Source organism: Actinomadura rupiterrae, from assembly GCF_024172125.1.
In the GTDB taxonomy this organism is placed as follows: Bacteria; Actinomycetota; Actinomycetes; order Streptosporangiales; family Streptosporangiaceae; genus Spirillospora; species Spirillospora rupiterrae.
Genome location: NZ_JAMZEA010000010.1, coordinates 208,621 through 226,099, shown reverse-complemented (window position 1 = coordinate 226,099; position 17,479 = coordinate 208,621). Strand labels below are relative to the sequence as shown.

Sequence of the window (17,479 nt, the reverse complement as noted above, 5' to 3'; positions counted from 1 at the left end):
GTCGAGTGGCCGCTCGACGGCCCGGCGTTCCCGCTCACTCCACGGTGAGCAGGACGCGTTCGAGCGAGTCCATCCGCTTCTCCATCTCGCCCAGGCTCCGGGCGGTCTCGGCGAGCTGCCGCTCGATCGCCTGCTGGGTCTCCAGGCCGTCCTGCGCCATCCGGCGGTACTCGTCCTCGCGGGCCAGCGCCGCGCGCGCCCGCACCGTCGCGCCGACCTGCATGATGATCACCGTCACCACGGTGGTGATGAAGGCGAAGATGCCGATCGCCCCGGCCACCTCCGCCAGGTCGTGACCGTCCATCAGCGGTCCTCCTTCCGTTCTCCGGACTTCCTGTCCCCGGCGCCGTCCTCGGGTGCGGTCAGCGTCCGCACGGCCCGCTTCACGATGTCGGGCGTCACCTCCAGCCGGAACGGGGCGATCTCGTAGAACTTCATCGCCCTCCCGTCCGGCGACACCTCGGCGCGCCCCGCCACCAGCCCGGCCGCCACCAGCTTGCGCAGGTGGACCTGGAGCAGCGGGCGGCTGATGCCCAGCTCGCGCGCGAGGCTGCTGACGTAGTCGCGCTCGTCCGCGAGCGCCGCGAGGATCCGCAGCCGGTGCGGGTTGTCGAGCGCCGCCAGCACGCGCAGCAGTTCGTCCCCGGTCGTCACGCCACCTCCTCCGCACATGCAAAGAAAAATTAGCAGATGCCGAGCACGATTGGCAGGCTGGGCGGGCATCGCGGCGCCGTCCACACGCGGACGGCCGGCGGCGCTTCCGCGGAGGACGTCCTCTCGGAAGCACCGCCGGCCGTCGCGTTCGCGCAGGTCGGACGATGTGCGGGGCGGCCGGTCAGCCGATCGGCGGTGCGAGGTACTTCAGCGCGTAGCCCTCGCCGGACGTGGTGACGCGGGCGATGCCGGGCGAGTCGAGGTGGGCGCCGGCCACGAAATGGTCCGGCCTGGCCAGCCGGTCGAGGAGCCCCGCCCGTGCGGCGCGGGCCTGGGACTGGTCGCCGTCCAGCTCCCACGACACCTCCGGCCGGCCGAATTGGAGCGTGGGGACGTGGACGGTGTCGCCCCAGATGAGGAGGTGCCCGGCGCTGCTCCTGATGTCGTAGACGGTGTGGCCGGGCGTGTGGCCCGGCGTCGGCACCGCGGTGGCCCAGTCGTTGATCGCGACCTCCTCCTGGAACGCGACGACCCGGCCTGCGACCGGGGCGAGGCGCCCGGTGAACACCTCGGCGTCGCCCGCGCCGATCCAGACGCGCTCCAGCTTGCCGAACGCCTCCGAGCCGTCCGGCATGATCAGGCCGCTCACGTGGTCCGGGTGCTCGTGCGTGATGGCGGCATCGGTGATCTGCCCGCGGTCGATCCCCGCCTCGTCGAGCGCCTCGTAGATCAGCCCCATCGTCGGGTCGTGCCAGTTGTCGGACGCGCCGGTGTCGACGAGCAGCGACCGCGTGCCGTCGGTGATGAAGAAGGCGTTGACCGACAGCCGCAGGTTGCCGCCGACCAGCGGGACGGCGTGCGGCAGTTCGGCGAGCGCGCACCCGTGCACGTCGCGCAGCCGGGACGGCGGCATGTCGATGTACCCGTCGCGCAGCGAGACCACCCGCAGGTCGCCGAAGTCGAAGGCGGCGTGGAGCCGGCCGCTCGATGCAAAACGCATGGACCCTCCCAGTGGGGCATATCTCCGATCGAAGACTTAATTCTTCGATCGGAGAAACCCTACACTGTGCGCGGCGGGATCCCAGCGATCGAGGAGCACGGTGGCCGAGCAGGACGGAAGCGGGACCGGACCGCGGCAGGGCGACGACCTGGCCGGCGCGTTCGGCGGGAACGTGCGGCGGCGCCGCGAGGAGGCGGGCCTGACGCTGGAGCAGCTGTCCACCCGGTCGGCGGTCAGCCGGGCGATGCTGTCCAAGGTCGAGCGCGGCGAGAAGAGCCCGACGATCGGCATCGCGTCCCGGATCGCCCACGCGCTCGGCGCGTCGCTCTCGGACCTGGTCGGCGCGCCGGCCGGCGCCGCGTCCGGGGTGGCGATCGTGATGCGCAAGGCCGACCGCCCCGTCTTCCGCGACCCCGAGACCGGCTTCGAGCGGCACATGGTGTCGGCGGCCCCGGGCGCGGGCGGCGCCGAGATGATCGTCCACCACCTCCCCGCGCGGGTCTCCACCGGGCTGCTGCCCGCCTACCCGCCGGGGACGGAGAAGCAGCTCGTCGTGCTCAGCGGCACCCTCACCGTCGCGGTCGGCGGGATCAACGAGACCCTGGACGCGGGCGACTCCCTGTTCCTCCAGGCCGACGCGGACCACGGCTTCGCCAACCGGACGGACGAGCCGTGCGAGTACATCATGGTCATCTCACGCCGAACCTGAACGGTCGCTCCGCCTGAACGGTCGTTCGGGCGGAGCGACCGCTCAAGCGGAGGTCGTTCAGGCGGAGCGGTCGCTCAAGTGGAGGTCGTTCAGGCGGGGAGGTCGCTCGTGCGGGCGGCGACGCGGCCGAACAGGTCGGCGATGGTGGTCAGGGCCGCGGTGTGCAGGACGTCCGCCGGAACCGGGGCGCCGTCCGGGCCGGGCAGCGGGCGGGTCGCGCACGCCTCGGCCACCACGGTCGGGCTGTAGCCGAGGTTGAAGGCGCCCTGCGCGGTGAACTGGACGCACATGTGGGTCATGAAGCCCGCCAGGACGAGCTCGGGCCCGGCGTCCAGGCGGCGCAGCACGTCCGCCAGGTCGGTCTCGTGGAAGGCGTTCGGGAAGCCCTTCACCACGACCGGCTCGCCGTCGCGCGGCGCGACGCGCGGCTCGATCCGGCCGATGTCGGCGCGGATGTCGTACGGGGTGCCCTCGCCGCCGTCGTTGACGATGTGGACGACCGGCGTCCCGGCGGCGCGGGCGGCGGCGAGCAGGCGGGCGCCGGCGTCCAGCGCGCGGTCGGCGTCCGGCAGGGCCATCACGCCGGTGGTGTAGGTGTTCTGGAAGTCGATCATGATCAGGGTGCTGGAGGAGAGCGCGGGCAGCGCGGTGTCCAGGCCGATCACGTCGCGCAGGGTGGTCGAAACGGTCATTGTCATCTCCTGTTTTCGGGCAGGGCGGACCACGGCCTGGCGGCCGGGGACGATCGGAAAGGGGTCAGGCGGCGAGGAAGCGCCGCGGAAGGTCAGGCGGCGGTGCGGAAGCGCCGCCGGTAAGCCGCCGGGGTGGTGCCGAGGCGGCGCCGGAACACGCGGTGCAGCGTCTCCGGCGAGCCGAGGCCGGACGACGCGGCGACCCGGCCGAGCGGCTCGTCGGTGCCCTCCAGCAGCCGCCGCGCCGCCTCCACGCGGACGGCCTCGACGAACGCGGCGGGTGTCGCGCCGGTCTCGGTGCGGAACACGCGGCTGAAGTGCCGCTCGCTCAGGCACATCCGCTCGGCGAGCGCCGCCGCCGACAGGTCCGCGGCGGGGTTGGCGGCGATCCAGGCGCGCAGCTCGTCGATGTCGCGGCGCTCGGCCGGCGCCTGCCACAGCGGGACGCTGAACTGGCTCTGGCCGCCCTGCCGCTTGAGGTACATGACGAGCTGCCGCGCGACGTCCAGGGCGACCCGCTCGCCGTGGTCCTCGGCGACCAGGGCGAGCGAGAGGTCCATGCACGCGCTGATGCCCGCGCCGGTCCACACGTCCCCGGACCGGACGTAGATCGGGTCCGGGTCCACGGTGACGTCGGGATGGTCGGCGGCGAGCCGGTCGGCCGTGGCCCAGTGCGTGGTGGCCGTCCGGCCGGACAGCAGGCCCGCGGCGGCGAGCAGGTGCGCGCCGACGCAGACCGACGCGACCCGGCGGGCGTGCCGGGCGGTGCCCTCGATCCAGGCGACCAGCCCGGGGTCGATCACGGGTGCGCCCGCGCCGTCCACCGCGCCGGGGACGACCAGGGTGTCAACGTCGGCTCCGACCTCGTCCAGGGTGAGGTCGGTGGCGAGCCGCACCCCGGCGCTGGTCCGGACGAGGCCGCTGCCGGGCCCGGCGAGCCGCACGTCGTACCGCGTTCCCGCCTCCGGCATCTCGCGGTTGGCGAGTGCGAACACCTCGGCGGGCCCGGTGACGTCGAGGAGGTCGACGTCCGGGAAGACGGCGATGACGACCCGGTGCGGGGCGCTGCCGCCCCGGCGCGGAGCCTCGGCGGCCCGGTGCGGGGCGCTGACGTGGTGCGATGCGGCCATGCGTCCATTCTGGGGGCCGAGCGCCATGTCCGCCATGACGGGGTTCTGTCACATCCGGCCATCGGCGTCCGGATGCGCCGTTCAGTCCAGCGGCGAGCGGGCCAGGGCGGGCGGCTCGCGGCCCGCGGCAGCCCAGCCGGTGACGGCGGCCAGCAGCGGGACGCCGAGCCCCACGGACGCCAGGTACGCCCAGGGCGGATGGCCGAGGTGACCGGGATCGTCCAGGTAGCCGGCGAAGAGCCCGGCATAGGCACCGAGACCGCCGAGGACCACGCCCAGCAGGGCCAGGCTCGCGGCCGTGGCGGCGGTCAGCGCGCGCCGGATCCTCGGGCTCGCGCCCGTCGCGGTAAGGACGCGCAGGTCACGGGCCCCTTCGAGGCGGATCAGCCCGACCGTCATCGCCAGCACGCCGAGCGCGAGCAGCATCCCGGCCAGCACCGCGCCGAGCCGCGCGCGAGCCAGCGAAGCCTGCCCGCGCCGGGATTCGACGTTCACCCCGACCGCCGCGGCGTCGTGCCGCGCCGCCACCAGCTGGGCGTCGCTGAGTGGACGCGCCGACTCCACCAGCCAGCCCGTCCGGATGCGCTTCCAGTGCCGCCGTTCGAGCCCGCGCGCGGTCAGCACGGACGTCGGGTCCGAGCTGTAGGCGCTGGTCCTGATCCGCTGGATGCGGGTGAGCGTCTCGGGCCGGGACACGCTCGGGATCTCGATCGTCCCGTGCCTGCCGGTGATCAGGTCGGTCGCCGGGTCCACCGAGGCGGGGTCGATGCCGAGGTGGGCGAGCAGCGCGGGCGTCTCGACGTAGAGCGGGACCGAACGCAGCGCCCCTCCCGTCCGTCCCGCCGTGCTGTCCGGACGGTCGGACGAGCCGGGTGGGATGCCCAGGTCGGCGACGGGCTGGCCGCCCTGCGAGTCGGCGAAGCCGGGCTGGGGACGGATCGCGGGATCGACCGGCATGTCCAGCGGAACCACCCGGGCGCCGGGGAGCCGCGCGGCGATCCGGTCCACCTGCGCCGACAGCGCGGCCAGGTCGCGGTCGGAGCGCAGCGGGACGACCGAGTCGTCCCCGCGGCCGATCCGGATCACCAGCTGCCGGTCGGACAGGTTGCCGGTCGCGGCGGTGTCCCGCGCGGCGGACGAGGTGATGATCACCGCGATCGGGAGGCCGAGCGCGAGGCTGATCGCGGCCAGCGCCGCCGCCGACCGGGCCCGGTGGCGCGCCAGGTCCCGCACCGCGAGGCGGACCGCGACCGGCGCGCGTCCGGCCGCCGCGCCGAGCAGGCTCAGGGCGAGCGGGCCGGTCAGCAGGACGCCGAGGACGGTCCCGAGCGTCCCGGTGACGATGAGGAGCGGGTTGCGCTGCCGCGCGAGCGCCAGGCAGGCCACGCCGCCGATGAGGAAGAGCACGGCGAGCGCGGTCGAGCGGCGCGCGGGACGCGGCGCGGGCGGCCGAGCCGACAGGGCCCGGACGACCGGAATCCGCGCGACGCCGCGAGCCGGCCACCAGGCGGCGGCCGTCGCCATGACCACCGCGAGCGCCGCGCATTCGAGCGCCAGCGCCCAGGGCACGCCAGCGGGCGAGACGCGGTGCTGCGCGGGGGTCTCCAACGTGCGCGAGACCGGGATCCAGAGCATGATCCCGGCGAGCAGCCCGGCCGCGGACGCGATCGCGCCGACCGCCGCGCCGTTCGCGACCATCACGAGCCGCAGGTGCCGCCGCGTCGCGCCGATCGCGGCGAGCATGCCCAGCTCGCGCAGCCGCCGCTGCGCGACCACCGCGAAGGCGGCCGCCGCCACCAGCGAGACCAGGAGCAGCAGCAGCGTCGTCGCGGCCAGGACGCCGCCGGCCGCCTGGCCGCCGCGCTTGACCGTCTCGGTGAGCAGCGGCGTCGTGGACGCCTGCCGGTACGCGTCGAACCGGTCGGCGGACGCCTTCGCCAGGACGGTCACCGCGTCGGACCGTCCGGCGGCCCCGGGCGGGAGCAGGGCGAACTCATCGCGCAGGTCGCGCGGGTTCTCCACGATGCCGACGACCGTCCGATGCTCGCCGCCCGCGGTCAGCACACCGCCCACGCGCAGGCCCAGCATCCTGGCGGCGCCGTCGGTGAGCGCCGTCTCGGACGCGCCGTTCGGGAAGCGGCCGGAGCGGACGGCGAGCAGCGGCGACCCGTAGACGCCGTGCGGGTCCTCGGCACGCAGCTCCAGCGACTCCGACGAGCCGGGGACGGGCACGAACCGCCGTCCGACCAGCTCGACCGTCCCCAGGTGGGACCGCGCGAGCGCGACCGACCGCGCCAGGGCCGCCGGGTCGCCGCCGTCCAGCTGGACGAGGTGGTCGGCGCGTCCGAACCGGGCGTCCGGGCGCGGCGCGAGGTTGACCGCCGCCGCGCCGCCCACGACCGCGCCGAGCACCGCCAGCGCGAGCAGCAGCGCGACCACCGCCTGCTGCCGCCAGCCGCGGCGCAGCATCCGCCAGGCCCAGCGGACGATCGCGCGCCGCGCCGGCATCCCGCCGTTCGCCGGTCCCCCGAGCGACGGGGGCTCCACGATCAGCGTCACGGCGCTCCCCCGGCCAGCAGCGAGTCCGCGCCGGGCGGCAGCCGGGTCTGGTCGACCAGCCGCCCGTCGCGCAGGAACACCACCCGGTCGGCCCAGGACGCCAGCCGCGCGTCGTGCGTGACGACCACGCCCGCCGCGTCCTGCTCGCGGCACGCCGCGCAGAGCATCCGCATGACCTCCTCGCCGTTCACCGAGTCGAGCGCGCCGGTCGGCTCGTCGGCGAGGAGGACGCGGCGGTCGCCGACCAGGGCGCGCGCGATCGCGACCCGCTGCCGCTCGCCGCCCGACAGCTCGTCGGGGAAGCGGCCAGCGCGCGCGGCGAGGCCGAGCCGGTCCAGCGCCCGGAGCGCGGCGGCCCGCGCGGCGCGGGACCGGGTGCCGTCCAGCTCCAGCGGCAGCGCCACGTTCTCGGCGGCCGTCAGGCCCGGCAGCAGGTTGAAGTCCTGGAAGACGAACCCGACGAGCCGCCGCCGCAGCTTCGCCCGGTCGGCGGGCGACGCCTGCGCGAGTTCGACCCCGCCGATGGTGACGCGTCCGGAGCTCGGTTCCTCCAGGCTCCCGGCGATCGTCAGCAGGGTGCTCTTGCCCGACCCGCTCGGCCCCATCACCGCGACCAGCTCGCCATAGCCGACCGTCAGATCCACCTCCGACAGCGCGCGGACGCGGTCGGGAGGCACGCCGTGCAGCTTGGACACCTTGCGCAGTTCGATCGCGGCGGTCACACCGCACCTCCAGGGGGTCAGCGCGAAAGGGTTCGGCGCGGAAAGCGCGGGGAGCTCAGCGCGGCGTCCGCGTCTGCTCCGAAACCCGCGTGTGCTGCGGGACCGGGCCGTCCGGGACGCGTTCGCGCGCCAGCCGCGCGAGCCGGACCTCGGCGGTGTCGAGCCAGCGGTAGACCGCATCGAGCCGGAACAGCTCGGCATCGGCCACCAGCGCGAGCCCGTCATCACCCGCGCCGCCCGCAGCGCCCGCACCGGTCGCGGCCTTGAGCGCGGTGAGCCGCTGCATGCTCTCCACCACCTGCCGCCGGTGGACCTGCACCACCTCGTGGACGTCCACGCCCGGCACCGTCGCGGCGACCATCAGCTTGATGACCAGCTCGTCGCGCGGCGGCGGCGTGACCCCGGACGGGGCGCGCAACCAGCCGTCCAGCTCGTCCCGCCCGGCCCGGGTGAGCCGGTACCGCTTCTGCGAGGACCGGTCGCCCGCCTCGTCGTCGGACTCGATCAGCCCGTCCCGTTCCAGCCGCTGCAGGCTCGTGTAGACCTGGCCGACGTTCAGCGGCCACAGCTCGCCCGTGCGGTGCTCGAACTCCTCGCGCAGCCGCAGCCCGTACTTGGGCCCCTCGGCCAGCAGCGACAGCAACGCGTGCCGGATGCTCATCCGCGCCTCCCGGAGAATACCCGGTACTATACTCGATATACTCCGGCCGTCCAGGGGCTTGCCAAGCCCGGACGCGGGACGAATTACGGCAGCAGGACGAGCTTGCCGCGGGTGTGGCCGGTGCGGCTGGCGTCGAAGGCGGCGCCCACCTCCGACAGCGGGAAGGTCCGCGCGACCTCCACGGTGAGGGCGCCCTGGTCGGCGAGCGCGGCCAGTTCGGTGAGCGCCGCGCCGCCCGGACGCGCCCAGACCGACGAGCCGCCGTGCTGGACGACGTCGGGATCGGCGATCGAGGCGTGCCGCCCGTTCGGAGCCAGGACGGCGAGCGTGGTGTCGAGCTGCCCGCCCACGCAGTCCGCCACCGCCGTGACGCCGTTGGGCGCCAGGTCGCGGATGCGCTCGGTCTGGCCGTCGCCGTAGGTGACCGGTTCGCCGCCCAGCGACCGGACGTAGTCCTGGTTGCGGGACGAGGCGGTGCCGATGACGCGGGCGCCGCGCTCGCGGCCCAGCTGGACGGCCATGCTGCCGACCCCTCCGGACGCCGCGTACACCAGCAGCACGTCGCCCGGCCCGACCGCCAGCCGGTCCAGCAGGCGTTGAGCGGTCAGGCCGACGAGCGGCAGCCCGGCGGACTGGGCCCAGTCGAGCGCGACCGGACGCCGCGCGACGGACTCGACCGGCACGGCGACGTACTCGGCGAACGTCCCGTGCCGGACGATCGGCATCCGCGCGTAGGAGATCACCTCGTCGCCGGGGACGAACTCCGGGGTGTCGGTTCCGACGGCGGTGACCACGCCCGCGACGTCCCAGCCGGGGACGACCGGGAAGACGGCCTCGACGATCGCGTCCAGGCCGCCCGCCATCAGCTTCCAGTCCACCGGGTTCACCGCGGCGGCGCGCACCTCGACCAGGACCTGCCCGGGCCCGACGCGCGGGTCCGGGACGTCCCCGAAGCGCAGGCGCGAGTTGTCCGGGGCGTAGGCGTCGTAGCTGGCGGCCTTCATGATCGCAACGCTACGAACCGGACCGCCACAGCCGGGACATCCAGCGGCAAAGCCGAATCAAATCCCCGCCCCGGGCCCGCTCCCCCGCGCGGCTCCCCGCGCGTCGCTCCCCCGCGCCCGCGCTCGCGGGGCTCAGCTCCAAGCGGCGCGCCAGGTCAGGGGGCCGACGACGCCGTCCACCTCCAGGCTCTTCTCGGACTGGAAGCGGCGGCACACCGACTCCGACCCCGGGCCGTACGCGCCGTCCACGGCGAGGTTCCAGCCGCGGTCGCTCATCCGCTGCTGCCAGGTCCGGACGTCGCCGCCCGTCATGACCGGCGGCTGCCGGAGGAACCGGCCGGGCCACGCGGGCGCCGACCCGCCGGACGGCGCGGGCGCCGGTCCGCCGCCCGAGGCGTAGTCCGGGTAGCCGTAGCCGACGATGCCGAAGGACCGGACGCGCCGCCGGACCATGTCCTCGGTGTTGCCCTCCAGGGTGACGATCGTGCCGTCCCCGCGGACGGCCTCGACGACGCCGACGTGGTCGATCGCGTCGATGTCGCGCGAGCCGCCCCAGTCGTAGAACACGATCGCGCCCTTGCGCGGCACGTCGCCCCAGCGGCCGTGGTCCTTGAACCACTGGGCGTGCCAGGGCGTGTAGGCGAACCGACCGACGGCCTTGAGGCAGCCGGCGCGGTCGGCGCACCAGGCCATGAAGATGTCGCACCACGGGGCGTCGCCGAGCCCGTACCAGTCGGTGTACTTGTTGTGGTTCGAGCCCGGCGGGTGCTCGCCCTGCCCCAGCTCGCCGCGCGCCGCCGCCAGCATCGCGTCGGCGCCGCCGGCGGCGGCCCCGGCGAGCGCGGTCTCCGGCTCGACCACGCTGCCCGGCGTCTGCGGGACGTCCTGCGGCCCGTCCTCCGGGTAGGTGCGGGCCTGGTTCCGCGGTTCGGGCGGCTTCGGTTCTGACGACGTCGCCAACGACATCGGGTTCCCCTCTCTGGTGGACGTTCACCCGAGCGGCGTTCCATCCCGTTCCACGCCCCGTTCCACATCCCGTTCCAGGCCGTGCCATCCGGGCGGAACGGCCTGGAACGGGTTGGAACGCCCTGGGGGTGAGTCCGGGAACGCCCCGGGCCCACCGCCGACCTCCCAGGGGGAACCGTGACAGAGCACGACGTGACCGAGCGCGACGAGGGCCCGGTGGAGAGCATCACCCAGCCGCCGGACAGCTCGCCGCCCTCGGTCTGGCTGTCCATGCCGAGCACCCAGGTCGTCACGGGCGTGCCGGCCTCGATCACGCTGCACGTGGACCGCGGCACCAACTGGATCCTCCAGGGCGGCAGGTGGGCGCCGATCCCGGCGGCGAACTTCCAGGAGCTGGTCGTGGCCGTGCAGGGCCTCGGCGAGACCCGCGACCATCGCGACTCCGTCAACAGCGGCGGCACCTACCCGTTCACCTTCCTCAGCCCCGGCTCGTACCAGGTCACCGGCACCGGCAACACCACGGACGGCCGGACCTACACGGCCAACCCGATGACCGCGACCGCCGTGGCCCCGCCGCCGCCCTCGTTCACCTGGAACACCCCGGCGGACGGCACGGCGGTCGGCGTCGGCCCCAACGGCGGGTCGCTGACGGTCGACCTCACCACCCCGTCCGGGCTGGCCTACCCGCTGACCGTGCAGGTCGGGCTGGACGGCACGACCACCTCCGACCAGGACACCGGCACGCACTTCACCAAGTCCCGGACGCTGGCGCAGACCCCGCTCGGCCCGCGCCCGATCACGGTGACGGTCGTGGACGCGCAGGGCCGCTCGACCAGCCAGAGCCGCTCGGTCGTCGCGCAGGACTCCGCGCCGCCGGCCGTGTCGATCAACCCGTTCACGAACCCCCTGGTGGTGAGCCAGCTCCCGGCGGTCCTGTCGCTGAGCGGCACGACCTCCGGCGCCGCGTCCGGCATCGCGTCGGTCGGCTACTCGGTGCCCGCGCTGAACATCTCCGGCCAGGCGACCAACACCGGCCCGAACGGCGACTGGTCCACCTGGACGGCGTCCATCCCCTTCAGCACCACCGGGGACGGCATCGCGTTCAGCATCACCGCGACCGACGTGCGCGGCGGCACGGGTTCGGCCACCTCGCAGATCACCATCCAGTTCTGACCCGGACGGAGCGAACGTGACGTCATTCCGGGACCGGGCGCTGCTGCGGCTCGCCGATCCGGCGACGCTGCGCGGCCTGCTGCTGCCCGCCGCCGACCCGGGACGGGCCGCGCTGCGGACCGTCCTGTCCACCGCGTTCGACCTGGCGGCCGTCCGGATCGACCAGGTGACCGACGTGGCCGTGGACGAGCTGGAGCCGCAGCGCCCGCTGTTCCCCGCCGCCCGGATCACCGGGAACTGGAGCCAGACCGTCCCCGGCTACAGCCGCACCGAGCTCGACGTGACCGAGGCGCGCCCCGCCGCGCCGGTCTGGATCGACATGCTGGCGCGGCTGCGCGTGACGGTCGTGGTCGACATCGACCCGGCCGGGGCCGAGTCGGTGGTCACCGCGCCCGTCGAGCCCACCAGCCTGGACGACTTCCGCACCCGGTTCCCGTTCCTGGACCTCGACGCCTTCATGCGCGAGCACGGCATCACCACGCTCGCCGAGCTGCGCGAGCGGTTCGACCTGCTCGTCACCACCATCCAGCTGAAGGCCGCGGCGCCGTTCGACCCGAAGGACCCGGCCAACGTCCGGACCCTTTCGGTGCCGCTGGCGGTGCTGGCGGTCGACCCGTTCGACCTGGCGGCCGGGCTGCGCGCGGCGCGGCTGGTGCGGGAGACCGCCCGGACGCTGCCAGGCGCCGGCCCCGCGACGATCCCGGCCGAGACCGCCTCGCCGTACGCGCTCGCCGCCGTCCTGGCCCAGTCCGGGCTGGCCGGAGGCGGGCCGTCCGCCGCGGACGTCCAGCGGCTCTACGCCTCCGCCGGCGTGGCCGCTCTGTTCCTCGACGACACCGCCTGACCCGCACCGCCTGAACGAACGAACCAACCGACACGAACGACCAGCCAATCCCCACCGAGAGAGGGAGAGGGGACGATGACCGTCCGCTACATCCGGGTGAACCCGCAGGTGAACCTGTCCGCGCCGGCCGTGCGCGCCTTCGGGAACATCGCCGTGGCCGGCAAGCTCAGCCCGCCCGCCACCCCGCCGTCCGACCTGCTGCAGGTCAACACGCCGGTCGACTTCACCGACCCGGCCGAGGCCCGCCGCCGCGCGCCCGGCGACCTCGGCGAGGCGATCGCGCTCGCGCTGGGCCAGTCGCCCGGCCCGTCCCTGGTCACCGGCGTGCGGGTGAACGAGACCACGCCCGACTTCAAGGCCGCCCTCGACGTGATCGCCGGGCTGGACGCGCAGATCGTCCTGCTGGCCAACGTCCCCGCGACGGCCGCGAACATCGCGGTCGGCAACCCGTCCGCGACGCCGCCCACCCCGGACGGCGCGCTGGTGGCGCTCGCCAAGCACGTCGTGTCGGTCTCCGAGACCGGCGGCGACGGCCGGCAGCGCATCGGCGTGGCGATGCTGCCCAAGGACTCCGCCGATCCGACCCCGGTCGCCGGGCTCCTGGCGACCGACCGCATGGTCTACATCGCCCACCGCAGCACCCAGGACGCGGCCGCCGCCGTCGCCGGGACGATCGCCGGGTACGAGCCGCAGGTGTCGCTGCTGCTCAAGCAGGTGAACATCACCAGCGCGGCGTTCACCCAGGCGCAGATCGAGGCGCTGAACGGCTCGGAGAACAACGACTCGGGCCCGGCCGCCAAGAACGGCGTGAACTGGCTGACCAGCCCGGCGCTGATCCCCGGCGGCGCGATCTACATGGGCGAGGGCTACACCGGCAACCCCGGCGGCATCCCCTACATCGACGCGCGGCGCTTCGTCGACAGCCTGTCCTTCCAGCTCAACGCGCAGCTGATCAAGTCGATCGGGAACGTGCGGATCAGCCGGACCGGGCTGCGGTCGGTGGTCGCGCAGATCGAGGCGATCCTCACCCCGCAGGTCCAGGCGGACGTGCTGACCGACTTCGACGTGTCGGTGCCGCTGCTGGCGCTGCTGGACAAGGACCCCGCGACGCTCACCGCCGCCGAGGCGCAGCGCCTGCACAACGCCGAGACCCAGCGGCTCGTCCAGGTCCAGATCGCCGTCCACTACGCCGGGGCCGTGCACCGGATCACCGCCAACCTGAAGATCAGCTAGGAGAGCACCGATGTCGGACTGGAACACCCGGCTGGAGGTCAAGCTCGGCGACAGGACCATCACGCCGATCTCCAGCTTCACCCCCACCTTCAACGTGCCGCACACCGTGCTGCACAGCCTTGAGGCGGACAACGTCGGATTCGTCCGGCAGCCGTTCACCTTCACCTTCACCATGACGGTGCCCGCCGTCGGGACGGCCGTGGCCGACCTGACGCAGCTGGCCACCGCGGGCGGCGAGTTCGCGGTCGTGGTGGCGGAGAAGAAGGGCACCGACTGGGCGTTCGGCTCGCTGAAGTTCGCGCGCTGCGTCGTCACCTCGGCCAACCCCAGCAACGTGGTCGTGGACGGCGTCCCGCAGGCCAGCTTCAACTGCGCCGCGCTGGACGTCGGCGTCGAGGCGTAGGCCGTGTCGGACACCGGCAGGTGGGCCGGCCCCGCAGCGGACGACGAGTACCGGGGAACCGGTCCGGGCGACGAGCACCGGGCCGACGCCGGGCCGGTCATCGACTTCCACTTCCCGGTCGAGGTGCACACCGTCGGGACGCTGCCGCCCGAGGAGCGGGAGCGGCTGGCGCGGACGCACCTGGACCGGCTCGGGGAGGAGCTGGCCGCCCGGCTGTGAACCGGGCCCGCGAGGCCCGCCGGGACGGAGCACGGAAGAGAGCAGAGAGGACGAGAGGGACATGGCGGTCGGGACGAACGTTCCGGTCCTGGTGGGGCCGGTGCCGCTGCTGTTCGTGCAGAGCATGACGGTGACCGAGGGCTACGAGGTCGAGCGGATCGCGGGCAGCCGGTTCGTGCAGGCGACCCAGCCCACCCGGAAGCGGATCGGGATCGAGGCGCTGCTCGCCGGGCCGGACCGGCTGGCGCTGAAGAAGGCGCTGGAGGCGCTGGCGCTGGCGAGCCGCAGGCTCGCCGACAGCGCCGCCCGGCGGCCCGCGGACGTGCCGGGCGCGCTGCTGGGCGGGATCTCGGTGGTGTCCGGGCTGACCGTGAGCCTGGAGATGCAGATCACCGAGCTGCACTTCACGCAGAGCGTGAACCGGCGGGACGCGCTGGACGTGTCGATCGCCCTGGAGGAGGTGCCGAGGGCGAGCCTGCTCGCCGCCCTCGGCGAGGTCGCCGACCTGGCCGTCGCCGCCGGGTCGGCGCTGCTCCCCGGGACCGTGCCGTCCAACCCGATCGCCCGTTCCGTGACGGGCCTGCTGTGAGAGGACGCGCCGTGAGAGGACGCGCCGTGAGAGCACGCGCCGTGAGAGGACGCGCCGTGAGAGGACGCGCCGCGGGCGCGCGCCGGCCGGTGCGCGCCGCGAGGAGGGAGGAGGGATCGTGACGGTCTTCCAACGGCTGCCGATCGACGCCGACGAGGGGTTCCCGCAGGCGTTCCGGCTGGTTTTCGCGGGCCGGGACTACCGGTTCCGGCTGTACGCCAACATCGCCGAGGAGGTGCTCGCCGCCGCGGACGGCCCGCTCGACCTGCCGTCCGACCGGGCGTTCCTGGTGCTGGCGGTGGACCGGGAGGAGATCGGCGGCACGGTGCCGATCCTGCGCCGCAAGCTCGTGCCCGGGATCGTGTACGCGGCGCACGAGCTGGTGCTGACGTTCGTCACGCTGCGGCTCGACCCGCGCAACCTCAACGCGGCGGGCGCGTTCGGCTCGTCCGTGGTGGGCGGGGTCGCGAGCGCGGACCCGGCCGGTGCGGGCGGGGCGGCGGCATGAGCTTCGTCCTCTGGTACAAGGTCGAGATCGCGGCGGCGGACGCGCCGGGCGGCGGGCCGCCGGGCCTTCCGCTGACGGTCTCCAACGACGCGCTGAGCGGCTCGCCGGTCGTGGACGCCGAGATCACGGTGTCCATGGCCGACGGCGCCCGGGCGGACGCGTTCGAGGTCAGCCTGGTCAGCCTGCCGTCCGAGGTGACCGCGCTGCTCCGCGACGCGCACGCCGCGCTGCCCCTCAACGCCACCGTCCACCTGGGGTTCTTCGGCGACCCGGCGATCCGGTCGGACGCCGCGCGGGTGCTGGTCGGGCGGATCATGTCGGTCACCTACTCCGTGGGCGCGGACGGGCTGTCCCGGACGGTGCTCGGCGGCCAGGAGGAGGGCGGCTACCTGCTGCGCTCCACCCCGGCCGAGCAGGTCCTCGAACCGGGCACGCCCGCGGTCGAGCTGGCCGCCGCGCTGGCGGTGGCGGCGGGCGTGACGCTCGCCGACGGCTCCACGCTGCCGGACGGCGGCGACGCCGGCCTCGCGGTCCGCGCCGGCTCCGCGCTGGACGCCCTCGGCGCTCTCGCCGAGCGCGCGGACACGGCGCTGGTGGTGCGGGACCGGCGCGTCCATCTCGGGGCCGCCGTGGGCTCGCCCACCGACCCCGCGCCGGTCGCGCTGGACCCCGACACCAACCTGGTGTCGCTGAGCAGCTCGACGGTCGAGGACACCGCCGCCCGCGTCTCGTTCCCGGCGGGTGACCTCGCACGGCCGCCCGTCCGGACGACCGTGGACGCGACCGTGCTCGGCCATCCGCGCTTTCGCGTCGGGCAGCTGGCCACCACGAACAACCTGTCCGGGGTGCCGTCCGGGCCGCTGCGGGTGACCCGCGCGGTGCACCGGTTCCTGCTGGACGGCGGGTACACCACCGAACTCCAGCTCGTCGCGTCCGGTCCGGGGGACCGCGTGCGCGTCGCGGACGGCGCGCTCGCGGTCGCCGACCGGCTGCGCGACGCGGTCGGCCGGGACCGCGACAACCACCCCGCCGTCGACGTCGGCCAGGTGACGTCCTACACCTCCGGCGTCGACGGCGGCCCTGCGGCCGCGCTGCACTACGGCCAGGTCTCGCAGGCGGGAGCGTCCGCCACCGGCGAGGTCGGCACGGCCGTCGAGCTGCGCGGCAAGCCGGTCGCCTCGGCGTTCGCCTTCGACCGCACCGGCCTGGTCACACCCGTCTACCCCGGCATGCGGGCGCTGCTCGCGCACAACCGGGGCGAGGTCGATGACGCGGTGGTCGCCGGGTTCGTCTGGGCGGACGGGCAACGGCGCCCGCCGTCCCAACCCGGCGACCACTGGCTCGCACTCCCCACCGGACTGGACGAGGACGGCCTGCCCGTAGGCAAAGGCGTCAACGACCTCACCGACGCGTCCGGACACCGCGTCGTGCAGGCCGCCGGGCTGCGCCTCGCGGTCGGCGCGGACGCCCTCCCCGAGGTCGGGGTCCGGCCCGACCCGCCCACCGACGACGCGCTCACCATCGCGCACCAGAGCGGAACGACGATCACCGTGGACTCGCAAGGAGCGATCACCATCAGTACCGACGACAAGCCCGTCACGCTCACCAACGGCTCGGTCAGCGTGACCCTCGACGGATCCTCGGTGGCGGTGTCGTGATGCCCGCCGTTCTCACCGAGTCCTCCGTGCTCCAGTGCGTCCACGGCGGCAAGGTCGTGGCGCAGCCGGGGAGCCGCAAGCTCAACGTGGACAAGGCGGCCGTTCTCGTCCGCGCCGACGTGCTCGCCGCTGTCGTGGCCGGTTGCCCCCTGACCCCGAAACCGTGCACCAAGGTCACCACCGTGACCGCCGGGCTCGCGACCCGGCTCCTCATCCTGAAGGAACCGGTAGTGCTCGCCACCGCGCAGGGCGCGACCGACCTCGGCACCTGGTCCGTGCTGGACGCGGGCCAGACGAAGCTGGTGGCGTCATGAGCGCCGCCACGGCCGCGTTCGGCCGCAGCCTGCTGCTCGACGACGGCGACCTGGTGTTCGCGGGCGGCGGCCTGCGCGAGGTCGAAGGGCTGCCGAACCTGGTGCAGGCGCTCACGGCGCGCGTGCTGACGCCGTTCGGCTCCGACCCGTTCAACACCGGGTACGGGCTGGACATCGCCGCCGCCTTCACCCTGCCGAACACCGTCAGCGGCGTGAAGCAGCTGGTGCAGCTCAACCTCGTCCGGACGCTCGGGGCCGACCCGCGCGTCCGCGACATCCGCCGGGTGGTCTTCGACGACGACCCGGACCTGACCGCCGCGGACCCCGCCCAGGCGGCCGCGGCCGGGCTGGCTCGCACGCGGCGCACGCTGACCGCGCGCGTGGACGTGGACACCGTGGCCGGCGATCCGCTGGCACTGACGCTGGATGTGGGGGTGTGAC

General features: G+C 74.5%; 21 protein-coding genes. 11 read left to right on the top strand and 10 right to left on the bottom strand.

Going from position 1 to position 17,479, the window contains the following annotated elements; all coding sequences use genetic code 11:
• Nucleotides 1-34: 34 nt before the first annotated feature.
• The 3 genes from FHU30_RS33180 to FHU30_RS33170 form a co-directional block, all read right to left on the bottom strand.
• Nucleotides 35-304, bottom strand: coding sequence for a hypothetical protein (locus FHU30_RS33180; RefSeq protein WP_253881300.1), 270 nt, complete (start codon nucleotides 302-304; stop codon nucleotides 35-37).
• Nucleotides 304-654 carry an ArsR/SmtB family transcription factor gene (locus FHU30_RS33175; protein WP_253881298.1) on the bottom strand — a complete coding sequence of 117 codons (351 nt, stop codon included), beginning with the start codon at nucleotides 652-654 and terminating at the stop codon, nucleotides 304-306. Before FHU30_RS33175 ends, FHU30_RS33180 begins: the two co-directional genes overlap by 1 nt.
• Before the next feature lie 181 nt (nucleotides 655-835).
• Nucleotides 836-1,654 carry an MBL fold metallo-hydrolase gene (locus FHU30_RS33170; RefSeq protein ID WP_253881296.1) on the bottom strand — a complete coding sequence of 273 codons (819 nt, stop codon included), beginning with the start codon at nucleotides 1,652-1,654 and terminating at the stop codon, nucleotides 836-838.
• 100 nt (nucleotides 1,655-1,754) lie between these two features.
• Here FHU30_RS33170 and FHU30_RS33165 point away from each other — a divergent pair, with 100 nt between their 5' ends.
• Nucleotides 1,755-2,363 (top strand): helix-turn-helix domain-containing protein, encoded by a 609-nt coding sequence (locus FHU30_RS33165; RefSeq protein WP_253881294.1) that lies wholly within the window; start codon nucleotides 1,755-1,757, stop codon nucleotides 2,361-2,363.
• A gap of 89 nt (nucleotides 2,364-2,452) precedes the next feature.
• Here FHU30_RS33165 and FHU30_RS33160 read toward each other — a convergent pair whose 3' ends face one another.
• The 7 genes from FHU30_RS33160 to FHU30_RS33130 form a co-directional block, all read right to left on the bottom strand.
• On the bottom strand, nucleotides 2,453-3,055 hold the full coding sequence (locus FHU30_RS33160) for an isochorismatase family protein (RefSeq protein WP_253881293.1): 603 nt from the start codon (nucleotides 3,053-3,055) through the stop codon (nucleotides 2,453-2,455).
• Between the two features lie 92 nt (nucleotides 3,056-3,147).
• Nucleotides 3,148-4,185 (bottom strand): GlxA family transcriptional regulator, encoded by a 1,038-nt coding sequence (locus FHU30_RS33155; RefSeq protein WP_253881291.1) that lies wholly within the window; start codon nucleotides 4,183-4,185, stop codon nucleotides 3,148-3,150.
• Nucleotides 4,186-4,266: 81 nt separating this feature from the next.
• Entirely contained in the window at nucleotides 4,267-6,744 is a 2,478-nt protein-coding gene (locus FHU30_RS33150; RefSeq protein WP_253881288.1) for an FtsX-like permease family protein, read from the bottom strand.
• Nucleotides 6,741-7,466, bottom strand: coding sequence for an ABC transporter ATP-binding protein (locus FHU30_RS33145; RefSeq protein ID WP_253881286.1), 726 nt, complete (start codon nucleotides 7,464-7,466; stop codon nucleotides 6,741-6,743). Before FHU30_RS33145 ends, FHU30_RS33150 begins: the two co-directional genes overlap by 4 nt.
• 55 nt (nucleotides 7,467-7,521) lie before the next feature.
• Nucleotides 7,522-8,127, bottom strand: a complete 606-nt coding sequence (locus FHU30_RS33140) for a PadR family transcriptional regulator (RefSeq protein WP_253881284.1) — start codon at nucleotides 8,125-8,127, stop codon at nucleotides 7,522-7,524.
• 83 nt (nucleotides 8,128-8,210) lie between these two features.
• Complete coding sequence (locus tag FHU30_RS33135) at nucleotides 8,211-9,131, bottom strand: NADP-dependent oxidoreductase (protein ID WP_253881283.1); 921 nt, start codon at nucleotides 9,129-9,131, stop codon at nucleotides 8,211-8,213.
• Between the two features lie 132 nt (nucleotides 9,132-9,263).
• The gene (locus tag FHU30_RS33130; protein WP_253881281.1) at nucleotides 9,264-10,097 is read right to left on the bottom strand and encodes a CHAP domain-containing protein; all 834 of its coding nucleotides are present in this window, start codon (nucleotides 10,095-10,097) and stop codon (nucleotides 9,264-9,266) included.
• A 177-nt stretch (nucleotides 10,098-10,274) separates the two neighbouring features.
• Between FHU30_RS33130 and FHU30_RS33125 the strand changes: the two genes are divergently transcribed.
• The 10 genes from FHU30_RS33125 to FHU30_RS33080 all read left to right on the top strand — a co-directional run bounded on the left by FHU30_RS33125 (nucleotide 10,275) and on the right by FHU30_RS33080 (nucleotide 17,478).
• Complete coding sequence (locus tag FHU30_RS33125; RefSeq protein ID WP_253881279.1) at nucleotides 10,275-11,270, top strand: hypothetical protein; 996 nt, start codon at nucleotides 10,275-10,277, stop codon at nucleotides 11,268-11,270.
• A gap of 16 nt (nucleotides 11,271-11,286) precedes the next feature.
• Complete coding sequence (locus FHU30_RS33120; protein ID WP_253881277.1) at nucleotides 11,287-12,114, top strand: hypothetical protein; 828 nt, start codon at nucleotides 11,287-11,289, stop codon at nucleotides 12,112-12,114.
• 75 nt (nucleotides 12,115-12,189) lie between these two features.
• A complete protein-coding gene (locus FHU30_RS33115) occupies nucleotides 12,190-13,347 on the top strand; it encodes a hypothetical protein (RefSeq protein WP_253881275.1) in 1,158 nt (385 codons plus the stop codon).
• A 10-nt stretch (nucleotides 13,348-13,357) separates the two neighbouring features.
• Nucleotides 13,358-13,750, top strand: coding sequence for a hypothetical protein (locus tag FHU30_RS33110; RefSeq protein ID WP_253881274.1), 393 nt, complete (start codon nucleotides 13,358-13,360; stop codon nucleotides 13,748-13,750).
• 3 nt (nucleotides 13,751-13,753) lie between these two features.
• A complete protein-coding gene (locus FHU30_RS33105; RefSeq protein ID WP_253881272.1) occupies nucleotides 13,754-13,969 on the top strand; it encodes a hypothetical protein in 216 nt (71 codons plus the stop codon).
• Nucleotides 13,970-14,030: 61 nt separating this feature from the next.
• Nucleotides 14,031-14,558 carry a hypothetical protein gene (locus tag FHU30_RS33100; RefSeq protein ID WP_253881270.1) on the top strand — a complete coding sequence of 176 codons (528 nt, stop codon included), beginning with the start codon at nucleotides 14,031-14,033 and terminating at the stop codon, nucleotides 14,556-14,558.
• Between the two features lie 118 nt (nucleotides 14,559-14,676).
• Entirely contained in the window at nucleotides 14,677-15,066 is a 390-nt protein-coding gene (locus FHU30_RS33095) for a hypothetical protein (RefSeq protein WP_253881268.1), read from the top strand.
• Entirely contained in the window at nucleotides 15,063-16,724 is a 1,662-nt protein-coding gene (locus FHU30_RS33090) for a hypothetical protein (RefSeq protein ID WP_253881267.1), read from the top strand. The genes FHU30_RS33095 and FHU30_RS33090 overlap by 4 nt, the downstream gene beginning before the upstream one ends.
• Nucleotides 16,724-17,038: a hypothetical protein gene (locus FHU30_RS33085; RefSeq protein WP_253881265.1), complete on the top strand. Its 315-nt coding sequence runs from the start codon at nucleotides 16,724-16,726 to the stop codon at nucleotides 17,036-17,038. The genes FHU30_RS33090 and FHU30_RS33085 overlap by 1 nt, the downstream gene beginning before the upstream one ends.
• Nucleotides 17,035-17,478, top strand: coding sequence for a hypothetical protein (locus FHU30_RS33080; protein ID WP_253881263.1), 444 nt, complete (start codon nucleotides 17,035-17,037; stop codon nucleotides 17,476-17,478). Before FHU30_RS33085 ends, FHU30_RS33080 begins: the two co-directional genes overlap by 4 nt.
• Nucleotide 17,479 lies beyond the last annotated feature (1 nt).